16 protein-coding genes are annotated in these 17,243 nt (G+C 71.1%); 9 read left to right on the top strand and 7 right to left on the bottom strand.

Features of this window, described 5'->3' with window-relative positions:
* On the bottom strand, positions 1–734 hold a 734-nt coding region (locus EAO72_RS03930), incomplete at its 3' end, for a fumarylacetoacetate hydrolase family protein (protein WP_148015808.1).
* A 258-nt stretch (positions 735–992) separates the two neighbouring features.
* Here EAO72_RS03930 and EAO72_RS03925 point away from each other — a divergent pair.
* From EAO72_RS03925 to EAO72_RS03915, 3 genes are all read left to right on the top strand, one after another.
* Positions 993–2,249, top strand: coding sequence for a TerD family protein (locus EAO72_RS03925; protein WP_148015807.1), 1,257 nt, complete (start codon positions 993–995; stop codon positions 2,247–2,249).
* 97 nt (positions 2,250–2,346) lie between these two features.
* Positions 2,347–2,985, top strand: a complete 639-nt coding sequence (locus EAO72_RS03920; RefSeq protein WP_148015806.1) for a TetR/AcrR family transcriptional regulator — start codon at positions 2,347–2,349, stop codon at positions 2,983–2,985.
* A 56-nt stretch (positions 2,986–3,041) separates the two neighbouring features.
* Positions 3,042–4,436, top strand: a complete 1,395-nt coding sequence (locus EAO72_RS03915; protein WP_148015815.1) for an MFS transporter — start codon at positions 3,042–3,044, stop codon at positions 4,434–4,436.
* Here EAO72_RS03915 and EAO72_RS03910 read toward each other — a convergent pair.
* Together EAO72_RS03910 and EAO72_RS03905 are read right to left on the bottom strand one after the other, a co-directional pair.
* Complete coding sequence (locus tag EAO72_RS03910) at positions 4,391–4,954, bottom strand: GNAT family N-acetyltransferase (protein WP_148015805.1); 564 nt, start codon at positions 4,952–4,954, stop codon at positions 4,391–4,393. The two genes, EAO72_RS03915 and EAO72_RS03910, sit on opposite strands and share 46 nt — an antisense overlap.
* A 179-nt stretch (positions 4,955–5,133) precedes the next feature.
* Complete coding sequence (locus tag EAO72_RS03905; protein WP_187284924.1) at positions 5,134–5,289, bottom strand: hypothetical protein; 156 nt, start codon at positions 5,287–5,289, stop codon at positions 5,134–5,136.
* 311 nt (positions 5,290–5,600) lie between these two features.
* Here EAO72_RS03905 and EAO72_RS03900 point away from each other — a divergent pair, with 311 nt between their 5' ends.
* Entirely contained in the window at positions 5,601–7,415 is a 1,815-nt protein-coding gene (locus tag EAO72_RS03900; RefSeq protein WP_148015814.1) for an ABC transporter ATP-binding protein, read from the top strand.
* Between the two features lie 31 nt (positions 7,416–7,446).
* On the opposite strand, the gene EAO72_RS03895 is transcribed toward EAO72_RS03900, so the two are convergent.
* Positions 7,447–8,430, bottom strand: coding sequence for a helix-turn-helix domain-containing protein (locus EAO72_RS03895; protein WP_187284923.1), 984 nt, complete (start codon positions 8,428–8,430; stop codon positions 7,447–7,449).
* Between the two features lie 296 nt (positions 8,431–8,726).
* Here EAO72_RS03895 and EAO72_RS03890 point away from each other — a divergent pair, with 296 nt between their 5' ends.
* The 3 genes from EAO72_RS03890 to gap all read left to right on the top strand — a co-directional run bounded on the left by EAO72_RS03890 (position 8,727) and on the right by gap (position 12,287).
* Positions 8,727–10,139 carry an aminopeptidase P family protein gene (locus EAO72_RS03890; RefSeq protein ID WP_148015803.1) on the top strand — a complete coding sequence of 471 codons (1,413 nt, stop codon included), beginning with the start codon at positions 8,727–8,729 and terminating at the stop codon, positions 10,137–10,139.
* Positions 10,140–10,219: 80 nt separating this feature from the next.
* A complete protein-coding gene (locus EAO72_RS03885; RefSeq protein WP_148015802.1) occupies positions 10,220–11,176 on the top strand; it encodes a GlxA family transcriptional regulator in 957 nt (318 codons plus the stop codon).
* Between the two features lie 112 nt (positions 11,177–11,288).
* Complete coding sequence (gene gap / locus EAO72_RS03880; RefSeq protein WP_148015801.1) at positions 11,289–12,287, top strand: type I glyceraldehyde-3-phosphate dehydrogenase; 999 nt, start codon at positions 11,289–11,291, stop codon at positions 12,285–12,287.
* A gap of 69 nt (positions 12,288–12,356) precedes the next feature.
* On the opposite strand, the gene EAO72_RS03875 is transcribed toward gap, so the two are convergent.
* Both EAO72_RS03875 and EAO72_RS03870 read right to left on the bottom strand, forming a co-directional pair.
* A complete protein-coding gene (locus EAO72_RS03875) occupies positions 12,357–13,355 on the bottom strand; it encodes an NEW3 domain-containing protein (RefSeq protein ID WP_148015800.1) in 999 nt (332 codons plus the stop codon).
* A 23-nt stretch (positions 13,356–13,378) separates the two neighbouring features.
* Positions 13,379–14,827, bottom strand: coding sequence for a Gfo/Idh/MocA family protein (locus EAO72_RS03870; protein WP_148015799.1), 1,449 nt, complete (start codon positions 14,825–14,827; stop codon positions 13,379–13,381).
* Positions 14,828–15,091: 264 nt separating this feature from the next.
* On the opposite strand from EAO72_RS03870, the gene EAO72_RS03865 reads away from it, so the two are divergent.
* Complete coding sequence (locus EAO72_RS03865) at positions 15,092–15,514, top strand: hypothetical protein (RefSeq protein WP_148015798.1); 423 nt, start codon at positions 15,092–15,094, stop codon at positions 15,512–15,514.
* Here the strand turns inward: EAO72_RS03865 and EAO72_RS03860 are convergent.
* On the bottom strand, positions 15,493–16,269 hold the full coding sequence (locus EAO72_RS03860; RefSeq protein WP_148015797.1) for a helix-turn-helix domain-containing protein: 777 nt from the start codon (positions 16,267–16,269) through the stop codon (positions 15,493–15,495). The two genes, EAO72_RS03865 and EAO72_RS03860, sit on opposite strands and share 22 nt — an antisense overlap.
* A 168-nt stretch (positions 16,270–16,437) precedes the next feature.
* Between EAO72_RS03860 and EAO72_RS03855 the strand changes: the two genes are divergently transcribed.
* Positions 16,438–17,243 (top strand): eCIS core domain-containing protein (locus EAO72_RS03855; protein WP_410090009.1); only part of this gene is annotated, 806 nt, incomplete at its 3' end.

The following is a 17,243-nucleotide window of genomic DNA, read 5'->3' as shown; positions in this document are numbered from 1 at the left end:
ACCGACGCGGCGGGCACGATCCAGGGGCCGAGCGGGGTGAAACCGGGCGCGTTCTTGCTGCGCAGCCAGTCCGTGCCGATCTGCGGCATGTCGCGGCGGAAGACCGTGGCGCGGTCGGTCAGGTCGTTGGCGATCGTGTACCCGGCGACGTACTCCAGCGCCTCCTCCACGGACACCTGGTGGGCGGTCCGGCCGATGACCGCCGCCACCTCCAGCTCCCAGTCGGGCTTCTTGGCCCAGGCGGGGAGCACGACGTCGTCGTACGGGCCCGTGATCGCGCTCGGCAGACCGATGAAGACGTACGGCAGGTCCTCGGCCGCGCGGCGGTCCATGATCTCCGCCGCCTCGGCCCGGCGCACCTCCTCGGAGCGATCGTCGGCCGGGTCCCGGTGAGCGACGTGCAGGTCGATGACGTGCTGCCGGTAGTTGGCGCCGGACTGGAACACCTGGCGCGGCTCGACCGGGGCGTGCACCCGGAAGCCGGACAGCGGGCTGAACTCCGAGCCGTCGCCGCCCGACACGGCCAGCGCGGCCAGCCGGGGCGCGGCGGAGTCCCAGACGTCCAGCAGACCGCGGACGGTCAGACGGGGGTCGCCGAAGGCCACGCGCAGGTCGAGTACCCGTGCGTCCGCCGTGACGAGCGCGGGGAACCGCGCTCCGTCCGGTTCCGACAGCGTGGCGAGGGCGAACGGTCCGGCGAACAGCGCGGACGCGGATTCAGGTTTCACGAACATGTCCTCCTGATTGCGATGGGACCAATCTGTCTCAGCCCGAGCAATCAGGGAAATCGATTCTGTGGATGGCCGTCATCCATGTCGTTTATTCCGGCCGGTCGGTGTCCCGCGGCGCGAGGACGCCGGTGCCGGCCGGTCCAAGGCATACCGCAATCACAACGACCCCCGGAACAGAAGCAATTACGGGCTTCGGGCCGGGGGCGGGGCTGAAGTTTCGTACGCTGCGGGAGTCGGACCGGGTCACCGAGGGGGACTTCCATGTCGTTGCGCAAGGGTGCCAACACGCCGGTGCGGAGTGGCCGTGTACGGGTGGAGCTCGGGTGGCGCGCGGGACCCGGCGCCCCTGATGTGGACGTGTCGGCTCTCCTGCTGACGGCCGCCGGAAAAGTGCGCTCCGACGACGACTTCGTGTTCTACAACCAGCCCGTTCACCCCGGTGGCGCCGTCCGCCATGAAGGCAGGCGCCAGGACGGTGACCGTGCGGTCGAGACGATCGACGTGGCCCTGTCGGCGGTGGAGCCGGAGATCGGGGCCGTCGTGGTCGCGGCGTCCACGGAGGGTACGTTCGGCCAGGTGCCCGGGCTGTTCGTGCGCGTGCTCGACGCGGCGAGCGGCGCCGAGACGGCGCGGTTCGACGCCACGGACGCCACGACGGAGACCGCGTTCGTGCTCGGTGAGCTGTACCGGCGCAACGGTGCCTGGAAGTTCCGGGCGGTGGGCCAGGGGTACGACTCCGGCCTGGCGGGGCTCGCGACCGACTTCGGGATCAGCGTCGACGAGCCCGCGCCGCCCGCCCCGGTGTCCCTGCCTCGGCCGGCCGCACCCGCGCCACTCGCCTCGCCTCTGCCTCCTCCGCCGCCCGTCCCCGCCCAGCCGGTGCGTCTTTCGAAGATCACACTGACGAAGACGGCGCCTGTGGTGTCGTTGACCAAGCAGGGGGCTACGTCGGGAGGGATGCGGGTCAACCTGTCGTGGAGCGCGCGCCGGCCGCCGCGCGGCTGGATGAGAAAGGGGGAGGAGGCCGTCCGGCTCGAGGACGTCGACCTGGACCTCTCCTGTCTGTGGGAGCTCCGGAACGGGGCGACGGGGATCGTCCACCCCATCAACAACCAGTTCGGCTCGTTCGGTCAGCCGCCGTACGTCCAACTCGACCAGGACGACCGGACGGGCACGAGCGACACCGGCGAGAACCTGATGATCAACCTTGATCACGCCGCCGAGATCAAGCGCCTTCTGGTCTTCGTGGTCATCTACGCCGGGGCGTCGAGCTTCGCGGGGCTGAACGGTGTCGCCACGTTGTATCCGCCCGCCGGCCCGCCGATCGAGATGCACCTGGACGAGTGCACCGTTCCCTCCCAGGTGGCCGCGATCGCCCTGATCGAGAACGTCGGCGGGGAACTGATCGTCCGCCGGGAGGCGAAGTACCTGTTGCCGCCGCCCGGCATCTTCAAGCAGCAGGCCGCGGATCTCGAGTACGGCTGGGGGCTGACATGGCAGGGGGCGAGCAAGGACTGACCGGGACGGGCCCCCGTCTTTCCGGTGGGGGCTCCCCGCGCTGATTCGGCAGCCTGATGTAGACAGTGTCTACCGTGTGCTGGTAGACACTGTCTACATGGAACCTGAGAGCTCTCTGAGGGAACGGCTGATCGACGTCGGCGTGGACATCGTCATGACCGACGGACCCGCTTCCCTCGGGCTGCGCGAGATCGCCCGCCGAGCAGGGGTCTCCCACGGGGCGCCACGCCGCTACTTCCCGACCCACCATGCCCTGCTCTCGGCGATCGCACGACGGGGCTTCGCGGATCTCGCCTCCCGGTTCGAGGCGGCGGCGGACGAGGACGCGTCGCCGCGGGACCGGCTGGAGGCGCTCGCGCGGACCTATCTCCGCTACGCCTCGGAACACCGCGGCATGTTCGAGCTGATGTTCCGTCATGACCTGCTGTACAGCGGCGAGACGCAACCGGCCGGCCGGCCCCCGCTGCGTGAGTCGACCCTCCCGCTGTTCTCGCACTTCGTCGAGCTGGTGTCGCGCCACACCGCGGGGCGCGCGACGGCCGCGCCCACCGCGCCTGCCGCCGTCACCGCGGCGGCCCTGTGGACCAATCTGCACGGCGTCGCCCAGCTGGGGGCATGGGGCAGTCTGCAACTCGCCCTGGACGGCGCTTCCCAGGGTGCCGCTCCCGAAGACGACCCGGTCGACGGGCTCCTCATGGTGGTGCTCGACGCCCATCTCGGCCCGGTGAACGCGTGACGGGGGCGGCGGCCGGGAGGCCTCGCATCGCGCTCCTGGCCGCCGTGGCCGGAGCGATGATCGTCGCGCTGGACGGCACCGTGCTGCTCGTGGCACAGCCCGACCTGCAACGTGATCTCGGGGCGACCGTGACGCAGGTTCAGTGGACCAGCACCGGCTACCTCCTGGCCGTGGCCGCCTTCCTCGTCATCGCGGGGCGCCTGGGGGACAGGTACGGCCACCGGCGCCTCCTGTTCGCCGGAGTGCTCGGCTTCGGGGCGGCGTCGGCGGGCATCGCCTTCGCACCGGAAGCCGGCTGGGTGATCGTCCTGCGCATCGCCCAGGGCGTGTTCGGGGCACTCCTGCAACCGGCCACGCTCGCCCTGCTCAGGCTCGTGTACCCGCCCGACCGGCTCGGCGCGGCGGTCGCCCTTCGGACCAGCGCGATCGGGGTGGCGGCGGGGGCCGGCCCGCTGCTCGGGGGTTTGCTCGTCGCGCATCTGGGCTGGCGGGCCGTCTTCCTGGTCAACGTCCCCGCCGCGCTCGCCATCGCCGCGCTCACCCTGGCGGTCCGGGTGCCGGCGGCGCCACGTGCCGGGGGCGGGAGGACTGACCTCGTTGCCGCGGCGCTCTTCGCAGTGCTTCTCGCCGTGTTGGTCCACAGCCTGGCCGGTGTTCCGGAGCACGGCTGGGCCGCACCGCGGACGTTCCTCGGACTTGTTCTCGTCGTGTGTCTGGCGGTGGGGCTGGTCCTCCGTGAACGCCGCAGTGCGCAGCCCTTCGTGCCGCCTGCCGTGGCGCGGTCGGTGCCGGTGGTCGCCTCGATGACGATCCTGCTGGTCACCTCGGGCGGGATGTTCGGCGCGCTGTTCGTGTCCACCTTCGTTCTGCAGAACGGCCTCGGGCTCGACCCGCTCACCACCGGCCTGCGCGTGCTTCCGCTGACCGTGCTGATGGTCCTCGGCGCGCCTGCCGCCCACGCGACGCTCCGCCGGTACGGCGCCCGACGCGTCGCGATCACCGGGCAGGCTCTTGTCGTACTGGCCATCGTGGGACTGTCCGCGCTCGGCCCGGCCAGTCCATGGGCGTGGTGGAGTGCGACGTTCGCCGTACTCGGTGCCGGCTTCGCCGTCGTGATGGTCACCGCCACCGGGACCGTCGTCGGCGACACGCCGCCTGGCTACGCGGGGGTCGTCGGCGGACTCAAGCAGACCGCCATGAACGTCGGCCCGACGCTCGGCATCGCCGTGGCCGCCGGCACGATGCCGCCGCATCCGTCCGCCACCCCGCTCCCCGGCGCGGGGCTGCCCGCATCCGGTCCCGCCATGGGTACGGCCCTGCTGGTCCTGGCCGCCCTCGCCGGGCTCGGCCTGCTGCCGGCGTCGCTGCTGCCGAAGGCGCGGAACGCCGTGCCCACCGCCGCTGGTCAACCCTGCCGGCGCAGGTCCAGCATGCAGAAGACCTTGTCGTAGCGGAGTTCACCGACGGCTACGAAGCCGGGCAGACGGCCGTATTCGCTGAAGCCCAGCGAGCGGTAGAGGTGCAGCGCGCCGACGTTGTCGCCACGGGCATCCAGGGTGAGGACCTCGATCCCCGCCCCCCGGGCGTCAGCGATCAGGGCACCGGTCAGTGCCCGGCCGATGCCACGGCCATGGGCGGCAGCATCGACCGCGACCTTCTCCAGGTCGGCGTGGGGCCGATGGGTCGGCCGGGCGTAGCGGAGCCAGTACCCCAGACCGACAAGCCGACGGCCCAGGTAAGCGGCACGCAGGGCCGCGTCCCCGGCCTGGGCGGCGGAGACGACATGGCCGAGAAGTTCCGCCACCTCATCGCGCGAGGGAGGGGTGACCCAGCCGAGCGCGGCACCTCCCCTCACCAGGTCCGCCAGGATCCGGTGGGAGGACTCCGCGAACCGGGACTCCAGATCCGGATCGGACGTCAGCGCCGAGGCGTCAAGGAGGGCGGGCTCAGAGGTCGCTTCGCTGGTCATGGCCGGATTCATGACCGGCAGCCTAAGGGCTGTCACGCCTGGAACGGCGAGGCGGCTACCCGGCCCAGGGGACCTCGGTGGTGGCGATGTACAAGCAGGCCGACCCGGCGCTCGAGTTCTGCCTCAACAACGCGCCCGGTCTGATGGCGAACCCCAAGCAGTTCGCCGGGGCGACAGCCTCACGACGACGCCTTCTTGGCGTCGGAGCGGTCGGCGAGGGCCGAGGCCACCAGGATCAAAGCCGGTCCTTTGCCCGATTGTTCGAACGCGATGGTCGTGCAGTCGCTCGACACGGTCGTCGACTTCACGGCGGCGCGGTCGGGGCTGTCGGACATACTTCCTCGGATTCACTCGGTGGGCCCACCCACATGGCGGCTGTATGGGAGACGGGGAACGGACCGAGAACTCATCGGTTGATCGAAGGCCGGAAAAACGCTTGGACTCGGTGGGTGCGACGACGGGACACTGGAGCCCCTCGCCCGACTTCTTCCCGTACTCACCCGGCACACCGCCGAGCGCCGTGTGCCGCAGGACCACCCCGGCGAGGGCACTCCACTCGAAACCGAAGCTCCGCGCGGCCGGTGGGGCAAGCGCCTCCTCCCGCAGCAGAACGTGGCGGGCGGCCGCACGACCACACAAGGTTGTTATGGGATCGCCTGAATCGCACGAAGCGCCGGGCAGGGGCTCCGTGCTCCTCGCACTTCGTTACTACGGAAAGGAACTGACCCGCCGAAAACGGCTGACCTTACCCGCGATGCTGATGCCCGCACTGGGCAACATCGGCATCAGCTACGTCGCGCCGCTCGTCGTCGCGAAGCTCGTCGGTCACCTCGCCGGTGACGGAGACGACGACCTCGGCTCGATGCTCCCCTACGTCCTCGCCTTCGCCGGCGTGCTGCTCCTCGCGGAGACCTGCTGGCGCGTCGGAGTGCACTTCCTCAACCGCCTCGCCGCCCTCGGCATCGAGCACCTGTACGTGCAGGGCATGGACGAGCTGTACGCCAAGGACACCGCGTTCTTCCACGACAACTTCGCCGGGTCGCTGACCAAGCGGGTCCTGAGCTTCGCCTCCCGCTTCGAGGAGTTCGTCGACACGCTCACGTTCTCCGTCGTGGGCAGCTTCGTGCCGCTGATCTTCGGCTCGGTGGTGCTGTGGCGCTACGAACCACTCCTCGTCGTCGTCCTGTTGACGATGATCGCCGTCACGGCGCTGTGCGCGGCCCCTCTCATCCGCCGCCGGCAGGCCATCGTCGGAAAGCGCGAGGAGGCCATCGCCCGGGTGTCCGGACATGTGGCCGACAGCCTGATGAACATGGATACCGTCCGGGCGTTCGCCGCCGAGGGGCGGGAGGCCGCCGAGCACCGTTCCCGCGTCGCGGAGTCGCGGCGGCTCACCCTGCGTTCCTGGGACTACGGAAACCTCCGCATCGACACGCTGGTCGCGCCGATGTCCGTGCTCACCAACGCCCTGGGCCTGCTGCTCGCCGTCGCTCTCAGTGGAGGCGGCAACGGTGTGGAGGCGGTGGTGGTCGCCTTCACGTACTACTCCAACGCGACGCGGATCATGTTCGAGTTCAACCAGATCTACCGCCGGCTGGAAAGCTCGATGACGGAGGCCGCGCAGTTCACCGAACTGCTGCTGACGCCGCCCGCCCTGCGTGACCCGGAGTCGCCGGAGCCACTGCGGCCCCGGGCCGCCGACGTCCGCTTCGAGCAGGTGACGTTCGCCCACGCGGGAGCGCCGCCGCTCTTCGAGTCCCTCGACCTGTCCGTGGACAGCGGTACGAAGATCGGCCTCGTCGGGCGGTCGGGCGGGGGCAAGACCACGCTCAGCCGACTGCTGCTGCGGATGACGGACATCGACGAGGGCCGGATCCTGATCGGCGGTCAGGACATCAGCAGAATGCGCCAGGCGGACCTGCGCAGCATGATCGCGTACGTACCGCAGGACCCGGCGATGTTCCACCGCACGCTGCGGGACAACATCGCGTTCGCCCGGCCCGACGCCACCGACGCCGAGATCCGCCGCGCGGCCAAGGCCGCCCATGTGACCGAGTTCGCCGACGCGCTGGCCGAGGGATTCGACACGATGGTGGGGGAGCGGGGCGTGAAGCTGTCGGGCGGACAGCGTCAGCGTGTCGCCCTGGCCCGGGCGATCCTGCGCGACGCGCCGATCCTGCTGCTCGACGAGGCGACGAGCGCCCTGGACTCGGAGAGCGAGATCCTCGTCCAGGAGGCGCTGTGGCGGCTCATGGACGGGCGGACGGCACTCGTGGTGGCGCACCGTCTGAGTACGGTCGCCACCATGGACCGGCTCGTGGTCCTGGACCGCGGGCGGATCATCGAGCAGGGCACGCACCATGAACTGCTCGCGTCGGAGGGTGCCTACGCCAAGCTGTGGCAGCACCAGTCCGGCGGTTTCCTCGAAGACCCGGCCCAGCCGAAGGCCGGCCTGGTCTGAAGCCGAGCGGACGCGGCCCGGCCGCGTCCGCTCACAGCCACCCCGAGCGCTGCGCCTGCAACGCCATCTGGAACCGGTTCGCGGCACCCAGCCGCGCCATCAGCACCGACAGGCGGCGGAACAGCGTCCGGCGGCTGATGCCCAGCTCGCGGGCGATCACGTCGTCGCTCGCGCCACCGGCGAGGAGCCACAGGAGCCGGCGGTCGGCGGGGGGCAGCCCGCCCGGCCGGGTGGCCCGGCCGTGGAACGGCAGGGCGCTCTGCCAGGACTGCTCGAAGAGCGCCACGAGAGCCGAGAGCAGACCGCAGGGCTGTACGACCAGCATCGTGTTGTGCACGTCGGCCTCCTTGATCGACGGCGACACGAGCGCGTACGCGTCGTCGATGATCACGAGCTTGACCGGCACCGACGCCAGAACCCTCGCCTGCTCCCCGGCCCTCACACACGGCTCGACGACGTCCTGCAGATACCCCGGATGCTCCAGGGACGCCCGCGAGTACACGACGCGCTGCGTCACCCCGCGAGCGAGGGTGGCCAGCGCGTCGTCCGTCGCCCCGGGCAGCGGGAAGTACGGAGGCGACTCGAACTGCCGGATCTGGTCCCGGGCACTCGCCCAGGCCTGCCGGATCCTCGGGCCCACGGCGTCCCCGGTCACGACCTCGACGAGATGGTCGTTGTACGCGGCGAGCCGCTGCCGCCGGAACGAGTCGAACGCGCCCCCGACCGCGATCCGTGACTCCTCGACCTCGGCCGCGCGGTGCCGGGCCAGGACCTCCAGGCCCGCGGTCGGCGGCACCGGGGCCACCACGTCCTCGTCCTCCTCGGCGGCGCTGGCCAGACCGGCGTCCACCAGCGCCGCGTACGCCGTGGCGACCTCCGCACGGCCGAGGCCGGCCGCGGCCCCGATCGCTTCCAGCGGGGCGGGGGACAGTTCCAGCAGCGCCAGATAGACCTCGCTCGCCGCCCGGCCGATGCCCAGAAGCCGAAGGGCCTCCCCGAGTTTCACGTTCGTCATACCCGTCATTATCGGCCGCTTCCGACCCCACCCTGGCCGATCTGTGCCAGTGGCGGCACTGGGCGCCACCTGCCGGGCCTGCGGGATACCGTCCGAGAGCCGCCGGCGGCAGCGAAGACGCACATCCGGAGGTCGCCCTCCGCCCCACCGGCCGGGGAACGTCCCGAGGAACGTCCGTCCCGAGGAACGTCCGTCCCGAGGACGTCCGTCCGGAGGAACGTCCGTCCCGAGGAACGTCCGTCCGGAGGAACCCGTGCGAAGAACCCGTCCCGAAGAACCCGAAGAAGGAGCATGACGTGGCGAAAGGCCGAAAGAACGGTCTCTACTCAGGGATCTCCGAGGAACTGTCCGCCCTGATGCGCACCGGATGGGCCGACACCGAGCAGCACGACCTGCTGCCCGACGAGCAGGCCCCGCACGCGGCCCTCCGCCGCGCCGCGCTCTCCGCACGCTTCCCCGGCGAACGCCTCGTGATCCCCTCGGGCAACCTCAAGGTCCGCTCCAACGACGACACCTATCCCTTCCGCCCGCACTCGGCCTACGTGCACATGACGGGGGACCGTGCCCGGGACGGCGCGCTCGTCCTCGAACCGCGCCCGGACGGGGGCCACGACGCCTACTGCTTCCAGCTGCCGCGGGACAGCAGGGAGAACGACGAGTTCTGGACCGGCCCCACCGCCGAACTCTGGATGGGCCGGCGCCGCTCCCTCGCGGAGTCGGAGCGCGTGCTCGGCCTGCCCTGCCGTGACGTCCGCACCGCGGCCGGCGACCTGGCGGCCGCGGCCGGTGTGCCGACCCGGATCGTGCGCGGAGTCGACCCGGTCCTGGAAGCCGCGGTCAGCACCGACGAGGAGCGCGACGACGCCCTCGAAGAAGCGCTCAGCGACCTCCGCCTCGTCAAGGACGCGTGGGAGATCGGCGAGATGCGCAAGGCGGTGGACTCCACCGTGCGCGGGTTCACCGATGCCGTCGGCGAGCTCTCCGGCGCGGTGGCCTCGTCCGAGCGGTGGATCGAGGGCACCTTCCTGCGCCGTGCACGCCTCGAGGGCAACGCCGTGGGCTACGGCACCATCTGCGCCGCCGGCGACCACGCCACGATCATGCACTGGACGGACAACGACGGCCCCGTGCGCCCGGGAGAACTGCTCCTGTTCGACGCCGGCGTGGAGACCCACACCCTCTACACCGCCGACATCACCCGCACGCTGCCGATCAGCGGAACGTTCACACCCGTGCAGCGCAGGGTCTACGACGCGGTGTACGAGGCCCAGGAAGCCGGCTTCGCCGCCGTCAAGCCGGGCGCCGCGTACCGCGACTTCCACGACGCGGCCCAGCGGTACCTCGCGGTACGGCTGGTCGAGTGGGGCTTCATCGAGGGCCCGGCCGAGCGCGCCTTCGAGCTCGGCCTCCAGCGCCGCTTCACCATGGCGGGCACCGGGCACATGCTCGGCCTGGACGTCCACGACTGCGCCCAGGCCCGGAACGAGGAGTACGTCGGCGGCGCCCTGGAGCCGGGCATGGTCCTGACCGTCGAGCCCGGTCTGTACTTCCAGCCCGACGACCTCACCGTCCCCGAGGAGTGGCGCGGCATAGGCGTCCGGATCGAGGACGACCTGCTCGTGACCGCCGACGGCCACGAGAACCTGTCGGCCGGTCTGCCGCGCTCGGCCGGCGACGTCGAGGCGTGGATGGCCCGGTTCGCGGGCTGAGCTCCGGCGAGGAACCCGGCCGCGCCGACGGGCCACGGCCTGTGCACCGGCGCGGCCGGGTCCCTCGTACCCTGTGTCCCGTGTCAGCCTCCCGTCTCCACCGCACCGCCGTCCTCGTCCTGGAGGGCGCGAAGCCGCTCGATGTCGGGATCCCCGCGCAGGTGTTCACGACGCGCGCGAGCATGCCGTACGAGGTACGGGTCTGCGGCGCGGCGCCCGGGCTCGTGACCGGCGGCGACGGGCTGTCCTACCACGTCGCCGACGGTCTGGACGCGCTGGAGTGGGCCGACATCGTCTTCATCCCCGGCTACCGGTTCCCGGACCGCGAGGACCCGCCGCAGCCCGTCGTCGACGCGCTCGTCGCCGCCCACGACCGGGGCGCACGGCTCGCGGCCATCTCGACGGGGGCCTTCGCTCTCGCCGCCACGGGTCTGCTCGACGGCAGGCGGGCGACGACCCACTGGCACTACGCGCGGGCGCTCGCCGCGAAGCACCCGCTCGTCCAGGTCGACGAGAACGTGCTGTTCGTCGACGAGGGCACCGTCCTGACCTCGGCGGGCGCCGCGTCCGGCATCGACCTGTGCCTGCACATCCTGCGCGGCGACCTCGGCGTGGCCGCGGCCAACCACGCGGCCCGGCGCCTGGTGGCGGCGCCCTACCGGAGCGGCGGCCAGGCGCAGTACGTGCCACGCAGCGTGCCCGAGCCCCTCGGCGAGCGCTTCGCCGCCACCCGTGAGTGGGCCCTGCACCGCCTGGGCGAGCCGCTCACCCTCGACGCGCTCGCCCGGCACGCGGCGGTCTCGCCCCGCACGCTCTCGCGGCGCTTCGTCGAGGACACCGGCTACACGCCGATGCAGTGGGTCATGCGGGCCCGCATCGATGTGGCCCGCGAGCTGCTGGAGCGCTCCGGGCAGAGCATCGAGCAGATCGCCGCCGAGACCGGACTCGGCACGGGCACCAATCTGCGGCTCCACTTCCAGCGCATCCTGGGCACCACCCCGAGCGAGTACCGGCGCACCTTCGCCCGGGCCGAGTAGCCCGGGCGCACCGGTGGCGTGATCCTTTCGAACCGTGGCGCTCACGCCGCTGCCACGACCGGGTGCGGCGAGCGAACCTTGGTGACGAACCGCAGGGACGAAGGGACACCCCATGACTCGCATCGCCATCAACGGATTCGGCCGCATCGGACGCAACGTGCTGCGCGCACTGCTGGAGCGCGACAGCGACCTCGAAGTCGTCGCCGTCAACGACCTCACCGAGCCCGCCGCTCTCGCGCGGCTGCTCGCCTACGACTCGACGTCCGGCAGGCTCGGGCGCCCGGTGACCCTCGACGGGGACGTCCTCGTCGTCGACGGCCGCCGCATCCAGGTGGTCGCCGAGCGCGATCCGGCGCAGCTCCCGTGGGCCGCGCTCGACGTCGACATCGTGCTGGAGGCCACCGGCCGCTTCACGTCGGCGAAGGCCGCCCGCGCCCACATCGACGCCGGAGCGAAGAAGGTGCTCGTCAGCGCACCCTCCGACGGCGCGGACGTGACGCTCGCGTTCGGGGTCAACACCGACGCGTACGACCCGGACCTGCACACGATCGTCTCGAACGCCTCGTGCACGACCAACGCGCTCGCGCCGCTGGCCAAGGTCCTCGACGAACTCGCCGGTATCGAGCACGGTTTCATGACGACGGTGCACGCCTACACGCAGGAGCAGAACCTCCAGGACGGCCCGCACCGCGATCCCCGCCGTGCCCGCGCCGCCGGTGTGAACATCGTGCCGACCACGACCGGTGCCGCCAAGGCGATCGGCCATGTGCTGCCGAACCTCGAAGGCAAGCTGTCGGGCGACTCGATCCGGGTCCCCGTTCCGGTGGGCTCCATCGTCGAGCTCAACACCACCGTCGCCCGCGACGTGTCGCGCGAGGACGTCCTGGCGGCGTACCGCGCCGCGGCGGACGGGCCGCTCGCCGGGATCCTGGAGTACTCCGAGGACGCCCTCGTCTCGTCCGACATCACGGGCAACCCGGCCTCGTCGATCTTCGACTCCGAGCTGACCCGTGTCGAGGGCCGGCACATCAAGGTCGTCGCCTGGTACGACAACGAGTGGGGCTTCTCGAACCGTGTCATCGACACGCTCCAGCTCCTCGCCAACGGCTGACCGGCCATGGGGCCCCGCGGCAGGCGCTCGGCGCCGGCCACCGGGGCCCCGGCCGTTCGCGGACGGCGCTCAGGAAGTGATCGCCATGTCGAAGAGGTGGACGTTCCCGTTCGAGGGAAGCACCACGAACTCGACCGTCCTGGACGGGTCCAGCGCGATGGAGTGCGCGAACACGCGGTACTTCACGGTGGCGTTGCCGTACCCGTCCGGCCGGTTGCGGCCGTCCGTCGAGGCGACCAGGGTCGCGCCGTGGGCGTCGGCCGGGTCGAACGACCAGTTGGGGAAGCCGAACGACCCCGTGGTGGACGTGCCGTCGGAGTAGTAGACGGTGGCCTTCCCGGTGGCGCCGCTTCCGACGCCCGAGCCGAGGAACACCAGCTTCGACCCCTGGCCGGCCAGTGAGACGGCCTGCCCGGCACTCGACACGTTGTCCTTCGTGCCGGCCGGCACGTCCGGCCAGGTCAGGGCGGCGCCCAGTGCGTCTACCTTCGCTCCGGGTGTGAGTCCGACCGCCGCGAGCTTCTGTGCCGAGAAGCTGTTGCCCTCACCGTCGTAGTTCCCGGCCGTCGTGGCGGACTCGTCGGTGATCGCCACGCCGTTGTACGCCGCCGCGAGGTTCGCCTGCGGCGAGCCGGAACGGTCGGTCCGGACGCCCGTGGCCGTCCCGAGGCCGTCGCCGCCCTGGTACGTGGCAGTCGCGGTGAACGTACGGATCACGAACCCGGACCGCTTCTCCGGCACCTGGATGCGGAACGTGGCGGTGGCCGAGGCGCCCGTCGCGTAGGAACCGGACACGCTCTGCACGGACGGCTGGACCGCCCATCCGACCGGCCCGGCGAACGCCACCTTGAGCGAACGAAGGCGCTGCGGCGCGGAGTTCTTGACCGTGACCTTCACCGTCGAGATGACGGGCCCGTCGAGGTCGACGGGAGAGACGGTCACTTCGGTCTGCGACTCGGCGGCCGTGGCCGGCGGCGCGGGCYCGGCGGAGGCGGCCTGCGCGGGAACCAACAGGACCGCTGCCGCCACGGCGGCTCTGAGGGGGTTGATCAGTCGGGCCGTTCTCATGGTGTGCTCCTTGGAGGGGGCGGTCATGGGGCGACGGGGGGCATCTCGGTGGTGCGCGAGTCGAGGCCCATGCGCAGGTTGACCCAGGAGCCGCGGGTGAAGTCCGGGATCTCCACCGGACGTCCCTGCGCCGCCAGGGACTTGACGCTCAGGGGAACCGCCGCGCACCACGAGGCGGAGTCGTACACGTCGATGTCGGGGACAAGACCGGCCCGCATCAGCTGGACCGTGCGCCACTGCAGGACGTAGTCCATGCCGCCGTGACCGCCGTTCTCGGCCTCGTCACCGAGCTCCTTCCACAGCCAGTGGTCGAACTCCTTGCGGTACGTCTCGAAGTCGCGCCAGGTGTCGCCGCCGTGGTCCGGTTCGAAGTAGACGCGCGCGTCGGTCGTCGAGGTGCCCGCGTAGTCCTCGAAGATGCCCCGGCTGCCGACCAGCGAGTTGATCCGGCTGTACGGACGGGGTGCGCTCACGGCGTGCTCGGCCCGGATCGTCCGGCCGTTCGCCGTCCGGATCTGACAGGTGACCAGGTCACCGTTGATGTACGTCTCGTTCCAGGACGGGTGGGACTTCGGCATGAAGCGCTCGCGGTAGTCGGCGAGTCCCTTCGGCGCCGTCGCGGTGGCCGACAGGGTCGTCATCCGGTCGCCGCGGTTGATGTCCATGGCGGCGGCGATGGGCGCCAGTCCGTGCATGGGGTAGAAGGACGCGGTGGAGCGGGTGTGCCACAGCCGGCGCCAGGCGTCGGTGTAGTAGGTGTCGGAGAACAGCAGCGCGCGCAGGTCGTGGAGGTAGCCGCCGTGACCGTTGGTGAGTTCGCCGAACACCCCCTCGTGGCCCATTTTGAGCATGGCCAGCTCGTTGCGGCCGTAGCTGCAGTTCTCGGACAGCATGAGGTTCTTGCGGGTGCGCTCCGAGGTGTTGACGAGGTCCCAGAGCTCGTCGAGCTCGGTCGCGATGGGGAGCTCGACGATCACGTGCTTGCCGGCCAGGAGCGCGGCCTTGCCCTGTTCGTAGTGGAACTCCCAGGGCGTGGCGATGTAGACGAGGTCGATGTCGTCGCGCTTGAGCATCTCGGCGTAACTGCCGTCGGATCCGCCGAACTCCCGGGGGCGCGGCTTTCCGGCCGCGACGAGCCCGTCGGCGGTGCGCTTGGCACGGTCGGCGCGGATGTCGCAGACCGCGGTGACGACGCAGCCAGGGATAACGGACCAGCCCGTGGTCATCCCGGAGCCCCGGTTGCCGAGCCCGATCACCCCGACGCGCACGGTCTCGTAGGGCTCGAAGGGGACGTTGACCATGGACTTCTGACCCGCTGCCCGGCGGGGCGCGGCGCTCTCGGTGAGCAGGGAGGCGGCCGATCCGGGAGCGGCCGACGCGGATGCGGCCGATCCGAGCCCGACGGCGAGGGCTCCGGTGGCCAGCGTTCCTCCCAGGACCAAGCGGCGTGAGACTTCAGGGATTTCAGGCATGCGACAACGCTCCTCGTTACGCGACCGGCATCACTGGCGGGACGACTCTCGCGGGAACGACAGTGACATGTCAAGAGTTGTTCACCATCACCGAGTTTCGAGCATTAGCGAACATGTGTCGTGCGAGAGTGGTTCGGGTGTGTGCAATGCGCCGGTGGCTCCGCCCGGCTGTCGGCAACCGCTCATTCCCGGCAGGGAATTGTCGGCACACCGGATCCGGCGCAGGATCTCGTCCGAAGCGATCCACCGGGCAAGGAGTACGACGTGAGCGAGACCGACCCTCAGGACCTGGCCGACCGATACATCGCCCAGTGGGTGGTGCCGGATGCCGACGAACGCCGCGCAGCGATCGAGCAGCTCTGGGCGGAGGACGGCATCCATGTCCTTCAACCGCCCGTGGAGATGAGAGAAGTGGCCGCAGGACTGGGCTTTGACCGCTCGGTCTTGCAGGCCCAGGGGCTCGACGCGTTCGAGACCCGAGTGGCGCGCAGTCACGAACAGTTCGTCAAGGAGGCGGGCCTTACCTTCCGTTCGGCAAACGACGCCGTGCGCCTGCACGACATGGTCAAGTTCTCCTGGGAGACGGTGTCCACCGGTACCGGCGAAGTGGTCGGTGGCGGACTGGAGATCCTGGTACTCGACGAGCACGACCGGATCAAGGCCGACTACATGTTCCCCGGGGCCTGATCCGCCGCGGGCTCTGCCTGCCGGGCAGCCGCCGAGAGGGCCTCTGCCGTCTCCTGGTCGGCCGGCAGGAACGCCTCAAGTTTCAGCTCGGCGAGCGTCACATCGATGGCGGTGGCGAAGGTCGTCACCGTCGTCATGAGGCGCAGTTCGCCGAACGGCGAACACAGATGGAGCGGAACCGCGAATCCGAGCTGGCCGGCGGACGGCTCCAGGCCGGGTACATAGTCGGAGAGTTCGTCGCGCAGGTCCTCCAGGTGGCCGAGGCCGGCCAGGATGTGGCGGGCCCATTCGGCCAGATTGCGGATACGGGGCGCCACCCCGTCGGGGTGCAGGGCGAGTCGGTAGACGTTCCGGCCGGGGCCGACCAGTTCAGGAGCCGCGCCCTGCGTGATCAGACCGAAGGCGGAGTTCGCGGCGACCAGGTCACCTGCCCGGTTCACGACGATGGCGGGGCAGGGCAGATGGCCGCGCAGAATGCGGTCGATCGCGGCCCGCACGGGGGCCAGCACCGGACCGTCCAGTGAACTCTCGGGGTAGACGGGCGCGTACCCGGCCGCCAGTAGCAGTTCGTTGCGCTCGCGCAGCGGCATCTCCAGTGACTCGGCCAGCCGCACGACCATGGTCCGGCCGGGAGCGGACCTGCCGGATTCGATGAAACTGAGGTGGCGCTGCGTCGTGCCTGCGCGCAGCGCCAGGTCGAGCTGGCTGAGACGGAGACGGGTGCGGCGGTCGCGTAACGCGCGGGGGAAGTCCACGGAACCGTTGTACCGGCGCCCGAGGATTCAGGTCCAATCCCCCGGGGGAATGGACCGCGGTGCTGGCGGGCGGGCAGGAGGCCGTTCGTACCGCCCGGCTGCCCCAAGAGGCAGGGCCGGATGCCCCTGGCCCGTCAGGGGCGGGCTGGACGGGGCAGGGGCGTGGCCGTGAACGTGGAAGACCGGCAGGAGGGCGTGGTGCGCGCGCCCACGACGGTGCGGGTCAGGGAGACGCCGATGAACGCACAGGACCACAGCCAGGAGTACGCACAGGATCACCACGGCCCCACGCGGGAGAGCGGGCACGGTCACGAGCAGCTGCACGGCGAGGCCCCCGCGGTCCCGGACACTCGCGAGACCGGAGCGGACACCCACCACGTCTTCCGGGCGGCGGCCACCGGCCGGACGGACGTGCTCGGAGCGGCCGGCATGGGCGTGCTCCAGCGAAGCGTCGGCAACGCCGCGCTCGGCACCGTACTCCAGCGTTCCGGGGCCGGAGCGCCGGGACAGTCCGACGAGGAGCCGCGGTCGCCGGTCCACGACGTCGTCTCCTCGGGCGGCGGCGCCCCACTGGACACCGAGACCCGCACGGATCTCGAGGCCCGGATGGGAGCGGACTTCTCCGACGTGCGCATCCACAACGATTCCTCGGCCCACGAGTCGGCGAAGGGCGTCGGCGCGCACGCCTACACCGTGGGCAACAACGTGGTCTTCCAGCGCGACGCGTACGACCCGTCCTCACTGCGGGGCCGGACGACGCTGGCCCACGAGCTGACCCATGTGATCCAGCAGCGCAGCGGCCCGGTGGACGGCACGGAGGCCCCCGGAGGCATCCGGGTCAGCGACCCCTCGGACCGCTTCGAGGTGGTCGGTGCGTGCGCCGCCTGGTCCGCGGTGGAGCCTGCGGTGCTGTCGCTGTATCCGGGCGACACCCGGACCGTCTCGCTCAGGCTGCGCCCGCCCCGGGATGCGAC

This window comes from Streptomyces sp. OR43 (assembly GCF_008042275.1).
Lineage (GTDB): Bacteria > Actinomycetota > Actinomycetes > Streptomycetales > Streptomycetaceae > Streptomyces.
This window is presented reverse-complemented; position numbering and strand designations above follow the sequence as displayed.

What these genes read in the sequence shown, in the direction of transcription:
- EAO72_RS03900 (WP_148015814.1), top strand. Translation starts at nt 5,601, where the DNA reads ATGGGATCGCCTGAATCGCACGAAGCGCCGGGCAGGGGCTCCGTGCTC.
- EAO72_RS03870 (WP_148015799.1), bottom strand. Translation starts at nt 14,827, where the DNA reads ATGCCTGAAATCCCTGAAGTCTCACGCCGCTTGGTCCTGGGAGGAACG.
- EAO72_RS03920 (WP_148015806.1), top strand. Translation starts at nt 2,347, where the DNA reads ATGGAACCTGAGAGCTCTCTGAGGGAACGGCTGATCGACGTCGGCGTG.
- EAO72_RS03895 (WP_187284923.1), bottom strand. Translation starts at nt 8,430, where the DNA reads ATGACGAACGTGAAACTCGGGGAGGCCCTTCGGCTTCTGGGCATCGGC.
- EAO72_RS03925 (WP_148015807.1), top strand. Translation starts at nt 993, where the DNA reads ATGTCGTTGCGCAAGGGTGCCAACACGCCGGTGCGGAGTGGCCGTGTA.
- EAO72_RS03905 (WP_187284924.1), bottom strand. Translation starts at nt 5,289, where the DNA reads ATGTCCGACAGCCCCGACCGCGCCGCCGTGAAGTCGACGACCGTGTCG.
- gap (WP_148015801.1), top strand. Translation starts at nt 11,289, where the DNA reads ATGACTCGCATCGCCATCAACGGATTCGGCCGCATCGGACGCAACGTG.
- EAO72_RS03915 (WP_148015815.1), top strand. Translation starts at nt 3,042, where the DNA reads ATGATCGTCGCGCTGGACGGCACCGTGCTGCTCGTGGCACAGCCCGAC.
- EAO72_RS03910 (WP_148015805.1), bottom strand. Translation starts at nt 4,954, where the DNA reads ATGACCAGCGAAGCGACCTCTGAGCCCGCCCTCCTTGACGCCTCGGCG.